This is a genomic window from Vreelandella vilamensis, from assembly GCF_031451755.1.
GTDB classification, from domain to species: Bacteria; Pseudomonadota; Gammaproteobacteria; order Pseudomonadales; family Halomonadaceae; genus Vreelandella; species Vreelandella vilamensis.
In genome coordinates, this window is sequence record NZ_JARWAN010000016.1 from 42816 (window position 1) to 56442 (window position 13627).

At 50.9% G+C, this 13627-nt stretch carries 13 protein-coding genes; 4 read left to right on the forward strand and 9 right to left on the reverse strand.

The features are described from left to right. Window positions 1-10: 10 nt before the first annotated feature. A complete protein-coding gene (locus tag QC823_RS10665; RefSeq protein ID WP_309656331.1) occupies window positions 11-889 on the reverse strand; it encodes a YicC/YloC family endoribonuclease in 879 nt (292 codons plus the stop codon). 125 nt (window positions 890-1014) lie between these two features. Here QC823_RS10665 and rph point away from each other — a divergent pair, with 125 nt between their 5' ends. Continuing rightward, window positions 1015-1752 (forward strand): ribonuclease PH, encoded by a 738-nt coding sequence (gene rph / locus QC823_RS10670; protein WP_309656332.1) that lies wholly within the window; start codon window positions 1015-1017, stop codon window positions 1750-1752. Window positions 1753-1869: 117 nt separating this feature from the next. Here the strand turns inward: rph and QC823_RS10675 are convergent, their stop codons facing one another. Continuing rightward, window positions 1870-2637 carry an exodeoxyribonuclease III gene (locus tag QC823_RS10675; RefSeq protein WP_309656333.1) on the reverse strand — a complete coding sequence of 256 codons (768 nt, stop codon included), beginning with the start codon at window positions 2635-2637 and terminating at the stop codon, window positions 1870-1872. An 86-nt stretch (window positions 2638-2723) separates the two neighbouring features. Here QC823_RS10675 and pyrE point away from each other — a divergent pair, with 86 nt between their 5' ends. After that, window positions 2724-3386 (forward strand): orotate phosphoribosyltransferase, encoded by a 663-nt coding sequence (gene pyrE, locus QC823_RS10680; RefSeq protein ID WP_309656334.1) that lies wholly within the window; start codon window positions 2724-2726, stop codon window positions 3384-3386. A gap of 6 nt (window positions 3387-3392) precedes the next feature. Here the strand turns inward: pyrE and QC823_RS10685 are convergent, their stop codons facing one another. Beyond that, window positions 3393-3863, reverse strand: coding sequence for a tRNA (cytidine(34)-2'-O)-methyltransferase (locus QC823_RS10685; RefSeq protein ID WP_309656335.1), 471 nt, complete (start codon window positions 3861-3863; stop codon window positions 3393-3395). A 36-nt stretch (window positions 3864-3899) separates the two neighbouring features. On the opposite strand from QC823_RS10685, the gene rep reads away from it, so the two are divergent. Beyond that, window positions 3900-5957 (forward strand): DNA helicase Rep, encoded by a 2058-nt coding sequence (gene rep / locus QC823_RS10690; protein WP_309656336.1) that lies wholly within the window; start codon window positions 3900-3902, stop codon window positions 5955-5957. 131 nt (window positions 5958-6088) lie between these two features. On the opposite strand, the gene QC823_RS10695 is transcribed toward rep, so the two are convergent. The 5 genes from QC823_RS10695 to QC823_RS10715 form a co-directional block, all read right to left on the reverse strand. After that, window positions 6089-6940: a c-type cytochrome gene (locus QC823_RS10695; RefSeq protein WP_309656337.1), complete on the reverse strand. Its 852-nt coding sequence runs from the start codon at window positions 6938-6940 to the stop codon at window positions 6089-6091. 315 nt (window positions 6941-7255) lie between these two features. After that, the gene (locus QC823_RS10700; protein ID WP_309656338.1) at window positions 7256-8911 is read right to left on the reverse strand and encodes a Tn7-like element transposition protein TnsE; all 1656 of its coding nucleotides are present in this window, start codon (window positions 8909-8911) and stop codon (window positions 7256-7258) included. Next, window positions 8871-10433 carry a TnsD family Tn7-like transposition protein gene (locus QC823_RS10705; protein WP_309656339.1) on the reverse strand — a complete coding sequence of 521 codons (1563 nt, stop codon included), beginning with the start codon at window positions 10431-10433 and terminating at the stop codon, window positions 8871-8873. The genes QC823_RS10700 and QC823_RS10705 overlap by 41 nt, the downstream gene beginning before the upstream one ends. A 67-nt stretch (window positions 10434-10500) precedes the next feature. Next, window positions 10501-11886, reverse strand: coding sequence for a DEAD/DEAH box helicase (locus QC823_RS10710; protein WP_309656340.1), 1386 nt, complete (start codon window positions 11884-11886; stop codon window positions 10501-10503). After that, window positions 11883-12500: a hypothetical protein gene (locus QC823_RS10715; RefSeq protein WP_309656341.1), complete on the reverse strand. Its 618-nt coding sequence runs from the start codon at window positions 12498-12500 to the stop codon at window positions 11883-11885. Before QC823_RS10715 ends, QC823_RS10710 begins: the two co-directional genes overlap by 4 nt. 99 nt (window positions 12501-12599) lie before the next feature. On the opposite strand from QC823_RS10715, the gene QC823_RS10720 reads away from it, so the two are divergent. Beyond that, window positions 12600-12827, forward strand: a complete 228-nt coding sequence (locus QC823_RS10720) for a helix-turn-helix domain-containing protein (protein WP_309656342.1) — start codon at window positions 12600-12602, stop codon at window positions 12825-12827. A 42-nt stretch (window positions 12828-12869) separates the two neighbouring features. Here the strand turns inward: QC823_RS10720 and QC823_RS10725 are convergent, their stop codons facing one another. Beyond that, on the reverse strand, window positions 12870-13478 hold the full coding sequence (locus tag QC823_RS10725; protein WP_309656343.1) for a hypothetical protein: 609 nt from the start codon (window positions 13476-13478) through the stop codon (window positions 12870-12872). Window positions 13479-13627 lie beyond the last annotated feature (149 nt).

The window sequence follows — 13627 nt, forward strand, 5'->3', positions numbered from 1 at the left end:
CTAAACCGTTTCACTCAATATTCTGAATCTGCTCGCGCATTTGCTCAATCAGCACCTTAAGCTCCACCGCGCAGCGGGTGGTCTCAGCGACCACCGATTTTGACGAAAGCGTGTTGGCTTCACGATTGAGTTCCTGCATCAAAAAATCCAGCCGGCGGCCTTTGGGGCCTTTTTGGGCGAGCTGGTGGCTGACTTCTTCGATATGCGCTGTTAAGCGGTCGAGCTCTTCGTCGACGTCGGCTTTTTGCGCCACCAGTACCAACTCGGCTTCCAGGCGCTGGGGGTCAAGCTCGGTTCTCGCGACATCGAGACGTTCCAGCCACTGAGCGCGCTGACGCTGCAAAATTTGCGGCATTAACGCGCGCACGGCGACGACTTGTTCTTCCACGGCGGTAAGGCGAGCCGTAATCATCTCGGCGAGCTTGTGGCCTTCGCGAGCGCGGGCATCGATAAGTTCATTCAGCGCCTGGTCAAACAGCACTTTGGCAGCGGCTTTCACCGCATCCGCATCAAGAGGCTGGGCTTGCAGCACGCCGGGCTGATTTAAAAGTTCAAGCGTGGTGGGCACCGCGGCATTGGGCACTTGATGGTGAACCACACTCAGCGCCTCGGCGATTTCCGCCAGTCGCTGAGTATTGACGGCGGGTGCTTGGCTTTCCTCTGCGGGCTCAAAACGCACGCTGCACTCCACTTTGCCCCGTGCTAGGCGCTCGCGCAGCGCTTCGCGTAACACCGGTTCTAAGTCGCGCAAGGTATCCGGCAGGCGAAAGTGAGGCTCAAGGTAGCGCTGATTCACCGAACGAATTTCCACCTGCAGCGTGCCCCACGGGTAGGCGTGCTCGGTGCGGGCGAAGGCGGTCATGCTGTTTACGCGGCGTGCGGTAACCATGCGGGCTCCTCTCGTGAGTCATCGGATTGATGAGATTGCAATCAGTCTACCCGATATCGCAAAAGCCGGGGGCTCAGACGTGTACAATGAGCGCCTATCCCCCAATGTTGAACAAGAGAGGTACTATGCGTCCTGAGGTAATTCGCCCTAGCGGCCGTGAGGCCCACACGCCGCGCGAAGTCCGCTTAACCCGTGGCTATACCCGCCATGCTGAAGGGTCGGTACTGGTCGAGTTTGGCGATACCAAAGTGCTGTGTAACGCCAGCGTTGAGGCCGGAGTGCCGCGCTGGCTGCGGGGCAAAAACCAAGGCTGGGTCACCGCCGAATACGGCATGCTGCCACGCGCGACGCATACCCGCGGTGGACGCGAAGCCACGCGCGGCAAGCAGGGCGGGCGTACGCTGGAAATTCAGCGCTTGATTGGTCGTAGCCTGCGTGCGGCGGTGAATTTGAAAAAGCTCGGTGAGTTCACTATCACCGTGGACTGCGATGTCATTCAGGCCGACGGCGGTACGCGCACGGCAGCAATTACCGGCGGCTGTGTGGCACTGGTTGATGCCATTCGCTACCTGCAACGCGAGAAGAAAATCAAAGGCGACCCGCTAAAACAGCTGGTGAACTCGATCTCGGTGGGTATTTACAAAGGCGTGCCGGTGGTGGATCTGGACTACCCGGAAGATAGCCAAGCCGATACCGATATGAACGTGGTCATGACCGAAAGTGGCGAGCTAATCGAAGTACAAGGCACCGCCGAGGCGGGCACGTTTAACCGCACTGAACTAAACGCCATGCTGGATTTAGCCGAGCAGACGGGCAACGCGTTAACCCAGCACCAGCGTGACGCCTTGGAAATTCGCAGTTAAGCGCTTTCGCCATTAAGTGCTTACCGTTTCACCGCTGCTGTTAACGAAAACGCCACAGGCCAGCATTTGCACTGGCCTGTGGGTATCAGCGACGTGGGAAAATGGCACTGAGCGCCGCTATAAGTCGAGGTCGTATTCCACAATTAGCGGCGCGAACTCGGAGAAAGTCGCGTCGTAATCAATCCACGCATCCACGACGTGGCGGCGGAAGTTAGGCCCGACAAGCTGGTAATCAATGCGCCAGCCTTCTTGACGCTCACGTGGCACTTCTTGGTCACGCTTCGGCCACCAGGTGTACTCCCCCGCGTCGCGATTGATCTCGCGGAAGGTGTCAATAAAACCGATGGGGCCCAGCACTTGGTCCATCCACGCGCGCTCTTCCGGGCGAAAGCCAGAGGTCAGCTGATTATCGGACCAGTTGGCCAAATCGAGGGTTTTATGGGCGACATGCCAGGTACCACAGATAATATACTCGCGGCGCTTGCGCGCCATCTTGCTTAAATACTCTTGGTACTGATCCATGAAGGTCTGCTTCGCCTTCTGGTCGCTGCCGTCGGGCATCAAAAACGAGGCGATGCTGAAACGGTCGTAATCGGCTTGCAGAAAGCGCCCTTCATGGTCGCACTGCGGAAAGCCCAAACCGTACATAATCGCCTTGGGGATCTTACGGCAGTAGAGCCCAACGCCGGAAAAACCATCTTCTTCGGCATCCAGAAAATAGCCTTCATAGCCTTCCGGGTAGAGAATATGGTCGCCCAATTCAAAACTTTTTGCCTTAATGTTCTGCACGCAGACCACGTCGGCGTCCTGCTGAGCCAGCCAGTCCAGGAAGCCACGATCGACGGCGTCACGAATACCATTGACATTGATGCTGGCAATTTTCATAAATCGTCCCTTTTGCGTCGCTGCTGTATGATACCCGACGTTTCGACGTTTGGGTAAACCCCCCACGAAAAATCGCGAGGATCACTGTGACTGCGCCTTTACAACCTTATCAACGTGAGTTCATCGCCTTCGCTATCGAACAGGGCGTACTGAAATTCGGCGAATTCACGCTTAAATCCGGCCGTGTGAGCCCTTATTTTTTTAACGCCGGGCTGTTTCAAACCGGCCGCGCGCTTGCCAAGCTCGGCCGCTTTTACGCCCAAGCGATTGTCGATAGCGGGCTTAATGCCGATGTGCTGTTCGGCCCGGCGTACAAAGGCATTCCACTGGCTGCCGTTACTGCGGCCGCACTGGCCGATCACCACGACCGCGATATGCCCTACGCGTTTAACCGCAAAGAAGCCAAGACCCATGGCGAAGGCGGCAACATCGTCGGCGCCCCCCTTGCCGGCGATATTCTGATCATTGACGATGTCATCACCGCGGGCACCGCCATCCGCGAGGTGATGGCACTGATCGAACAAAGCGGCGCCCGCGCAGGCGGGGTGATTATCGCGCTCGATCGCCAAGAACGTGGCCAAGGCGAGCAGAGCGCGATCCAAGAAGTGGAAGCCACCTACGCCATGCCCGTGGTCAGTATTGTGACACTGGCACAGGTGCTCGCCTATTTAGAAGCGCACGCCGGCCCTGATATGCAACCGCACGCCGAGGCGATCCGCGCTTACCGCGCGCGTTACGGGGTCGAATAATCGCGGCTATATACCCGCGGCGCCGGCAAAGCCCTGCTGGCGCCAGGCTTCATAGCTCACCAGCGCCACCGCGTTGGATAGGTTTAGACTACGGTTATTGGGTTGCATGGGGATTAACAGTTTCTGCTCGGGGGCGATAAAATCGTGCGCCTCGGCACAGAGCCCACCGGTTTCCGAGCCAAACAACAGCACATCGCCCGGCGCAAAGGCCGCCTCGCTGTAAGGGCGTGTCCCTCGGGTGGTCAGCGCCCAAATGACACGGCCCTGCATCGCGGCGCAAAACGCCGAAAAATCCGCGTGGCGGGTGATATTGGCCAGATCGCGGTAATCTAAGCCCGCGCGGCGCAATTTTTTTTCTTCCAGGTCAAAACCCAGCGGTTCAATCAAATGCAGCCGACAGCCGTTATTGGCTACCAAACGCATAATATTGCCGGTATTGGGCGCCATTTTGGGCTCGAACAACGCAATTTCAAACATCGGTCTGCCTTCCACACGTAAAGGACGCATTCTGCCATGAACCCGAGCATCGCCCAACGTCTTAACGGCTTAAACCCGCGTCAGCAGCAAGCCGTGCGCTACATCGACGGCCCCTGCCTGGTGCTCGCCGGCGCGGGCTCGGGCAAGACCAGCGTGATCACCACCAAGATCGCCTATCTGGTGCAGGAGTGCGGGATGAGCGCGCGCAAAATCGCCGCGGTGACTTTCACCAATAAGGCCGCCCGGGAGATGAAAGAGCGCGTGGGGCAAATGCTAAAGGGCAAAGAAGGCCACGGGCTTACCGTCTCAACCTTCCACACCCTGGGGCTCAATATCATTCGCGGCGAACTGAAAGCCCTGGGCTACAAGCCCGGTTTTTCGCTGTTCGACCCAGAGGATGCCAAGGCACTGCTGCGCGATTTGATGAACAAAGATGCCCAGGTCGACGCCGAGCAGATCAACGCCGTTCAGGGCCAAATTTCGCAGTGGAAAAACGACTTAGTCCTGCCGGGTGACGCCCTCTCGTTTGCCGCTGATGATAACGAGCAGTTTGCCGCGCGGGTGTATGAAGCCTACGTGCGCCATTTGAAAGCCTACAACGCGGTGGATTTTGACGACCTAATTCTGCTGCCGGTGGTATTGCTGCAACGCGACCCTGAGGCGTTGGCCCGCTGGCAACGCAAAATCCACTACATGCTGGTGGATGAATACCAAGACACCAACGTTTCTCAATACCTGCTGGTGAAGCTATTAATGGCCGAGCGAGCAACCTTTACCGTGGTGGGCGACGACGACCAATCGATTTACGCCTGGCGCGGCGCAAGGCCGGAAAACCTGATTACCCTGGGCGATGATTTCCCGCGTTTGAAAGTGATCAAGCTTGAGCAGAACTACCGCTCCACCGGTACGATTTTGCGCTCGGCCAATACGTTGATCGCCAATAACCCTCACGTTTATGAGAAAACCTTGTGGTCGGAAATGGGCGATGGCGCGCCAATTCGTGTCATCGTCAACCGTCACGAAGAAGCCGAGGCCGAACGGGTCGCCAGCGAAATATTTACCCGGCGGATCAAGGAGCGTGCTGAATGGCGCGATTTTGCTGTGCTTTACCGCGGCAATTTTCAGGCGCGGCTTTTAGAGCTCAAGCTGCAACACTACCAAATTCCCTACAAACTCTCGGGCGGTAAGTCGTTTTTCTCCCGCAACGAGGTCAAAGACGCCATGGCCTACCTGCGCCTTTTGATTAATCCCGCCGACGACAATGCTTTTTTGCGCATTGTGAATGTGCCGCGCCGGGAAATCGGCCCTGGAACGGTAGAGAAACTCGCCAACTACGCCACCGAGCGTTCCATTTCGCTGTTTGCCGCCTGTCATGAATTGGGACTTGAGCAACAACTGCCGACCCGCGCGGTTGAGCGCCTTGGACGTTTTACCCACTTTATCGACGGCGTGCGCAAGCGCATGGATCAAGACGACGCCATCGCCGCCATTCGCGAGATGCTGCGCGAGATGGATTACGAGGCATGGCTTTACCAAAACGCCAGCGCGCCAACGATCGCCGAGCGGCGCATGGCCAACGTGTGGATATTGATCGATCAGCTGGAGAAGTCACTGAACCGCGACCCGGAAGACGACACGGCCTCCAACGCCACCGAAACCGACGGCGTTGAAGCGGCCATTTCGCGCCTCGTGCTGCGCGATATTCTCGAACAGCAGGCCGAAGAGGACGATTCCGACCGCGTGCAGCTTCTCACCATGCACGCCTCCAAAGGGTTGGAGTTTCCCCACGTGTATTTGATGGGGCTGGAAGAGGACTTATTGCCCCACCGCAACGCCGTCGAAATGGGAACGGTTGAGGAGGAGCGTCGCCTCGCTTACGTCGGCATTACCCGCGCCAGGCGCACGCTGACGCTAACGCTTGCCCGCCAACGCAAAGCCTACGGCGAGCTAATAGACTGTACGCCCAGCCGCTTTCTCGACGAGCTGCCCGCTGACGACTTGGAGTGGGAAGGCCGCGCCGATAAAGAAACCCCTGAGAAAAAGCAGGCCCGCGGCCAGGATGCCATTGCCGGATTGCGCTCTCTACTTGGCTGAAGGCTTTTACTTAATTTAAGGCTCTTTGCGCGTCTAAAAGGAGGCTTGGGTATTGAGCGTATAGCAAAAAAATATCCACAGGCAGTTTTTTCACCCGCCTGTGGATAGATCAGTTCTGCTTGCTAGATTGCTTACTGAGCTTCCGCGACCATGTGGTCGACCGCCGCTTGAATCTCTTCGTCCGAGCCGCCGCTACCACCACGCGGCGGCATAGCGCCCTTACCATTGTAGACACTCTGATAAAGCGCATCGTTACCCTGCTCGATACGCGGCGCCCACGCTTCCGCATCGCCATATACCGGCGCGCCAGCCACGCCATTTGCATGACAGGCGACACAGCCAAGGCTGCTGTAAAGCGCTTCACCATCCAGACCGCTATCCGTGCTGGCAGTCGCGGCCTCTGATTCCTGAGTACCTGCTGCCGCTTCTTCAGAAGCAACGGCCATGTCGTCTTGTGTACTTGCTGCTTCGTCTTCGTCTGTGGCAGCGGTTTCTTCAGAGGCGGCTTCATCGTTACCCGCCGAACTGCCTACGTCAGATACATCCATGACAGGCTCAACCATATACTTGGTCGCTACTTCCATTTCTTCATCAGACAGATTGGGGTTACCGCCACGGGCTGGCATCGCACCAATACCGTTGATCGAGTGATCCAGCAGTGTTGCAAAGCCTTGTTCGGTTCGCGCTGCCCAGGCGTCTTCATCACCCCTGATAGGAGCACCCGCTGCACCAGTATCGTGACAGGCAGAACACACGTTATTGTAAATCCCCTCACCATCAATATCGCCATCGCCACTATCGTTGCTGGCAGCAGCAGGCGCCGAGGCAGTGCCACAATCCTGTCCCTGCAAGCACACTTGCCCGACGGGCGCTAAGCGCTCGGCCATTGCATTACGCACCGCGTCTTCTTGGGCGAAAGCACCTGAAGTGCCTGCCATGACGCCAAAGGCCGCCAGCCCGCTCATGATCAGCTTAAATTTCACTCTCACCACCTCTTGGGTTTTACATCGAAGTTATTGTCGCTTCCGCGCGCAGCGGTGCCAACATCGGCTAGGCGCTACCGGGACGCAAAACGTACTTGTCACTTGTGAACCTAGTATACCGACATCGCAAACCGCAGGAAAATGCAACGTATGGCGCTGTGGGATTAGAATAAAGTTTGATATAAAAATGGCTTAAAACGATCAAAATATGATCAAATTCAGCATAAAGTTTGATAATTTTTTATCTGGTTTCGGCTCATAGGTCCTCTTAAGCTGACAATAAAGTTTGTTATTTTCTTATGGAAAGCGCTAGACCTAGCTTGTAGCTTCCTCGCTATCCTCGGATATAGTGTGAGATCGCCTTCCAAGAACGGGATCAATATCGATACACTTTGCTGCTTCCTTGATTCGTGCCATGATTTTTTCTAGCCAGACTTTTTGATACTCCTCTGGCGTAAGAGATTGTCGCTTATTTTCTACTTTCTTCATACGCCGAGGGTGGTGACAATATTCGGCTACAACACTCAATTCGTGAATCTTATCTCGTGGCCAGCGCACCCCCTCATCAGAACACGATTGAAGTACTGAACTGAGGGATTCCGTCGCATCTTTTTTAAACCCTACTATTAATGTGCTGATCGAATGGTCGACTTTCATATTTTCTGTATCAATTTCAATGATAATAAACGAAATTTTTCTATAAGTTACAGTTGCAACGTGACACTGAACTATTTTTCCAATTTTTGTACGTGTCGCCGCAAGTCGACCAGTTTTTGGGCTAGGCATTTTATAGCAAATTATATTAGTAACATTAAACCCAGGATGCTTATCTAATTTTTGAATCACTTTCTCAAAAATACGAAACTTATCCGTTGGTTCCGCTTCAATTAAATTATTTGAGACCTCATCATCATCTTCTTCTGATTTATTTATGCCATGATCTAGCTCACGAGCTTCTCCCCTTTCATTAATATCTCCAACACTCGTTTTTTCAACTGACTGATCAGATTTAGTGTCAACTCTTGGTTTCACCTGTGACTCTTCACCATTATCTTTCATCTCAACTCTTGGGCTATTTCCAAAGGTAAAAGAAAGACTAGACTCCGATACCCGATCTATACGCTTTCCAAAAACTGGATCAACACTAAGATCCAGCAGAGAGTCATCATCTGTACGCTGGATTACAGAACTACTGCCATTTGAAGGTTCACTGACAAGAATATTCTTTGAGCGATGATGATCAATAATCACTCTTTCAGAATGGAAGAAATTAGGATTATATAAAACAGTGACTTCATTCATGACAAAAACTTTTACTCCAGCCCTATCAACGTAGTCACCACAGCCTCCAATTTTCCAATTCATCATGGGTGGGGGCTGAAAGCTAAACTCATGAGTTTCATTTTCAGACATCATCCACTCTTTTAAAATTGAATTAAAACTAATTCGCGCTTTCTGATCCAGAATCAGCCATGCAAAATGCTGAGATTCTGAGTCCGAATTTAGTCTAGAAAAAGGATAATCATTAAATCTATTGATTTTTATAATTTTTATATTTTCATCTGAAATAATTTGTGCCAAACCCGCCAAGCCATTTTGTCGAAAAGCAGCCTTTACTAAATGAATATTATGAAAGAAAAGTACCCTGGCAATTTCTAATTGGCGAATTTCAACGATTACGCCATCGTCAGATAAAAACCTCACCCGATACCCTTCATTTTTTAACAAGAAAACTTCTGGTTCACGGACTACTCTAAACCCATAATTAATACTATTATATTGTGAAAATCGCTTCTTGTTTTCATATCTACTACCGATAACCAACATAGTGAGAAGTTCAATAGGCAAATAACTTGGGAGGTGCCCCTCAAACTTAGCGTAGACGTAATTTCTTTCTTTAAAAAAGCCTAATTTACGAGAGTGGATACCATCAACTTTTTGTAGTGGGGCTCCAGAAGGCAACTTTTTCATCTGCCTGCCAGCCTCGGATATCCCGCTCCAGAATCTGTCGACCAACATCTCGACATGTCTGCGGTTTGAGTCCCACCATTCGTTCAAGCTCATAAACGGGTATTCGCCCTCGGCCATTTAAGATGCATTGTGAGAATATACATGCTAAGCGTCGAGCTTGAAACTCATCGACAGTTTCAGTATACCTTACAAAAAAAGCACGGCATAGAGGCAGCTTGTCAAGCTTTCTCTCTAAGCAACTGCGCGTTACCTGCTTGCAATACCAGCTGCGCGAGCGTCTCGGGCCCTCAAGGCCTAGCCAGACAGATCGTTCGATAGATAGCAGCTCTCTCACAATCGAACGATCTCGTTTCGCCCAGTCTATGCGAGCACGGTGCATCTTTTTTTTCTTAGCCGGCTTATGATGCTCCAACCATTCAGAATCAAAGCGATATAACCATGAGTATACGCTAGCTCCTTCTCGTTGCTTTCTGATATCACGCAAATAGGAGTATTGCTTTAGAAAATCAAGCCACTTGCTGCGATACTCATGACAACGATTCTCCGCTGCTGATGAAAAATAAACTACTTTTTGGTAGCTATTATTTGAAAGGCATGCTGCCTCATTCAGAACTTGGTTTAATCTTATCTTGTCAGGGCTCAGTGCAAGCCAGCAAGTAAAATGTTGCAAATATGAGAAGGAACGACGATGTTTTCTGAAAATATTTATCAGCCAATTATCATTACCTTTTAGTGTTAGCCCATTTTTCTCTAGCCACTCTTTTTTCCAAAAACCATCGACATATTTTGCAACTTCTTCATGGTTAATTCCCTTGCGATAAGTTAACCCTTTTCGTCGTGCTAAATTACGATAGAAACGGCTCCACTGTACTCTCGTCGGCGCTGTCTCTTTTCCCAAACCAAGCAGATCAGATACAAGAATAGAAAACTTAATGTTTTTTTCGTCGGCGGGTTCTAAAACTTCGGGAACTTTTAACTCTATTGCATGGGTTCCCACAAACTTATGCCGACTTGTTGATTGCGTTTTCACTTCGGTATCAATAAGCAGACAACCATGCACTGGGCAAGCTTCAACACCTGGACACTGGAAGAGCCGCTGCCAAAAACTATATCCATAATTTTCCCTTTGCGACTTCCAACAAAGCGGGCATATTTTATAATATGCAGGATAAACTAAGTTAGATGCATTAAAGCCAGTTCTTAAACTACTATTGTTTTTCCCGCTCTCACTAAGGTCTCTAATTAAACGTTTATATATAGAATTTTCTACAAAGGGCTTAAAGAGAGGAAGAATCGTATGTGCTTCCAATAATTCACGCTCTTGAACTGGCCAAAGATGCCCTATGCGGCAAAGAAGCTGGGTGGCGTGCCCCTGTAGAAAACAAGATGCCAATATTTTTTGAGAGCCAAATAACTGCGATAACGCCACTTTATCCTCTTCGATACCTTGTCTATAAATAAAGCGCGCTATCACACTACCGAGCAACTCATCTCTATGGGCTACTGGAAACTGCATCAGCATGATTATTCTCCTTAACTTCCAGCAGTTAAATATATAATTTTAGCTAACCTTTATTCTTATTCTTACCTTATATTAACGACAACAAGTACTGCCGGTAGTAATTAGAAAAACTAAGCGTTAAAAAATCACTATTGACAAGCAACTTACTTTTTTCAGGATATTTTTTATGCTCAATTGCCGAAGCTTCCTCCACTTCAGCACCTCCGCTGTTACTAATTAAAGCTGCTCCATGATCAGTTCGTGCTTTTTCTAGGTGTTCAGCTAACTTTTTCGTTTGTAAGGTCGCTTGGTCATCCGGAAGGTCGTCAGCTATACGCCTAGAAAACTTCCGTAAAACTGGCTCAGCGATGACGTAGAGCCACGCCATGTCATCCTCGATGCCTATTTTTCGAAGAATACGCCCCAGTACCTGTCGGTAATGGAGCTCAGTACGTATCCGACTAAGGTATAAACAAGTGCAAAGCCTGGGGATATCTGTTCCTTCACTGATCATGCTTACCGCGACAATCCAGCAAATATCGCTGTGGCGATATTGCTCGATCACATCATGGGCTCGCGGTGTTTTGCTCGTTACCACTACAAAGCTCTCGCCTTTTGCATGCAGAATTTCAGAAATTTGATGCGCATGCTCAATATCCGCCGCGACCACCAAGCCACCTGCATCTGGCACTACTCGCCTCACTTTACCCAGCTTATGAATCCCGATATCGAGCACGGCATTCAAAATATCATCATGCCTGAGAAGGTCTTCGTAGCTAACCGGTGACTCACCTAATAACTGAGCAACTCCAGAGAACAGACGTACTGAACTGCTGTTTTCTTGCTCTTCAACAAGTTGAATCATCGAATTATCGATTAGCGTGACTCGCGGGGCGCGGCATACCCCATCGCGGATTGCTGTACGTAGGTCATAACAATAATCACAAACCAGCCGCTCATCAGGATCACTATAGCGAGCCAATGCAACAGGAAGAGAATCAGAGCGCCAAGGTGTCCCGGATAAGCCTACTGTGTAAGTTGCCTGATCCTGGAGATACTGGAGAATTTTTTGTCCCCAGCTGTTGCTCAATAATGGGTCGTGTCCCGCGCAATGATGAATTTCATCGAAAATCAATAAGATGCGAAATTTATTGAAAATATCCCAAAAATCATTGCTTTGGTACGCCATGGATTGATACGTGTAAGCTGCACCAACCGCACCGATTGTATCCCCAAAGCGCTTCTGCAAAACATCCGTAAATGTACGCTGTATGCCAGCAACGACTTCTCTCGTCGGCGCAAAGCAGATGACGAAGTCAATCAGGCCTTTTTCAAGCAAACACTTTGCAATTTCAGCAGCCAGTCGGGTTTTTCCAGCTGCCGGTGTCGCCTGTACAAAAAAGTGCCTGCCGTTTTGGAAATGCGCCAAGGCCTGCACAATACATTCGGACTGCCATCGACGAAGTGGCTTCATTTTGCATCTGCCGAAAAGCGCTGTATTGCTTTTTCAAGTGCACTAACATGACCTAGTAAGCGTGAACTGCGGTCACATGCAGCCTTGTATTCGCCGCCAATACTCTCTCCAAGTTCTGGATAATCTTGAATAAGCTTCTGAAAAATTTCGGTTTCACCAAGAGTTTCCAAAAAATCGCGCTGCACCTCTTTCAGCATTTTCTCAAGCATCTCATGAGAGGCTTTCTCGCGCGTGTTGACAGTCTCCTTTTTCGCGCTTGGAGGACTCGCACTTTTGTTTAATGCCTTTCGTTTTGCTTGCTGCGTGGATAAACGTTGATGCCACACCTCGAAGGTTTCTCCTTCCAGGTTCAGTACTTCCCCCTTCAGACCTGACGCCACGTGAAAGAGCTGATCTCTTTTACGTCGCTCAGCGTCTTTTTCTACTAGTCCCGCATTCAGCAGCTTGACGAGGTGCTCATAAATAAAGCGACGCAAAGCCGCACGGCCATGGGCCTCTATGGCAAATTTCTGCGCGTAGGCATCTCTAAGACTACATACCGTGAACTGGGCGTTTTCAGGCTGCTGCAGCAATTCAAAAATGCGCCGATCAAGGGAAGGAGCATCGCTAATCATGACCGTCACCACCGAAAAAAATTAATAAGGATTATAATCCGTGGATAGATAGACCGCAACGAAAGATAGTCCTCCCCCAAAAGGAAAGGGCGAGGCAATATGGAAGAGCTAGCAAAGGTGCTGGGAAGAAGCATTAGGGAAAAACGAAAGGAGAGAGGGTTCTCACAGGATGGCTTTGCTCTAGTCGCAGGCATCGACCGTAGCTACATGGGGAGAATCGAGCGAGGAGAAGTCAATATTACGGTGGAGAAACTTTACAGGCTTGCTGCCGTGCTGAGTTGCGAGCCTGCTTCGCTGCTTCCAAGCGTTGATCACTTTATAGGCTGACTAAACAGCAACTTTAATATGGGAAGCAGAGCACAAACGCTATTATACCTTCGCCTTACCATCGATCACTGCTTGAAAGCCGCTGGCGGTCACCGGCTGCTTTGCGGCATCCACCACCTTGCCGCCAATACGTGAGAGCTCTTTCGCCAAGTTCACCAAGCGTACCAGCTGAAGCTTATTGGGAGTGGCGTTACTCGATTTTTTGAGCATTTTCACCGTCACACCCTTAACCGGAAAATGGCCGTTATCCTGATTAAACGAAGGCAGTGTGCCGGGTGGGTAAGCGTTGGCGATATAGATAGGGTTACGCGGTGAATCACCCGCGACGGTGAAGGATTTACTACTGCTCTCATACACTGCCCCTGCCGCTGAAATCACGATACTCAAGCGCTCGTTGCTGGCCATGGTCGGGTCATCGAACATCACAAACAGCCCCCACGCTCCCGCGTCTTCATCCACCAACACCGGGGTATCGTCTGTCGTCACTGTGTTAGCAGGGCTTACGGGTGAAGGGGCAGAGCGCTTACGGAAACGAAACTTCGCCCCCGACGAATCGCCGTTCATTAGTAGATATACCACCACCAAGCCGCAATTAAGACTGAACCAGATCGACAAAATCGCGATTGTCAGTATCAATGTTGTCGTATCCATCCCCGATTCCTTTCTCGTTATTATGGTGGGCACAACCAGCATGCCACCGGCACCGTGCCTTTATTGGGATACCTCAAGGCAAATTGATTATCAAGCTCCCTTGAACCTTCCGATCACCCTGAACCTGTCGAAGGGTCGCCAGCATCTAA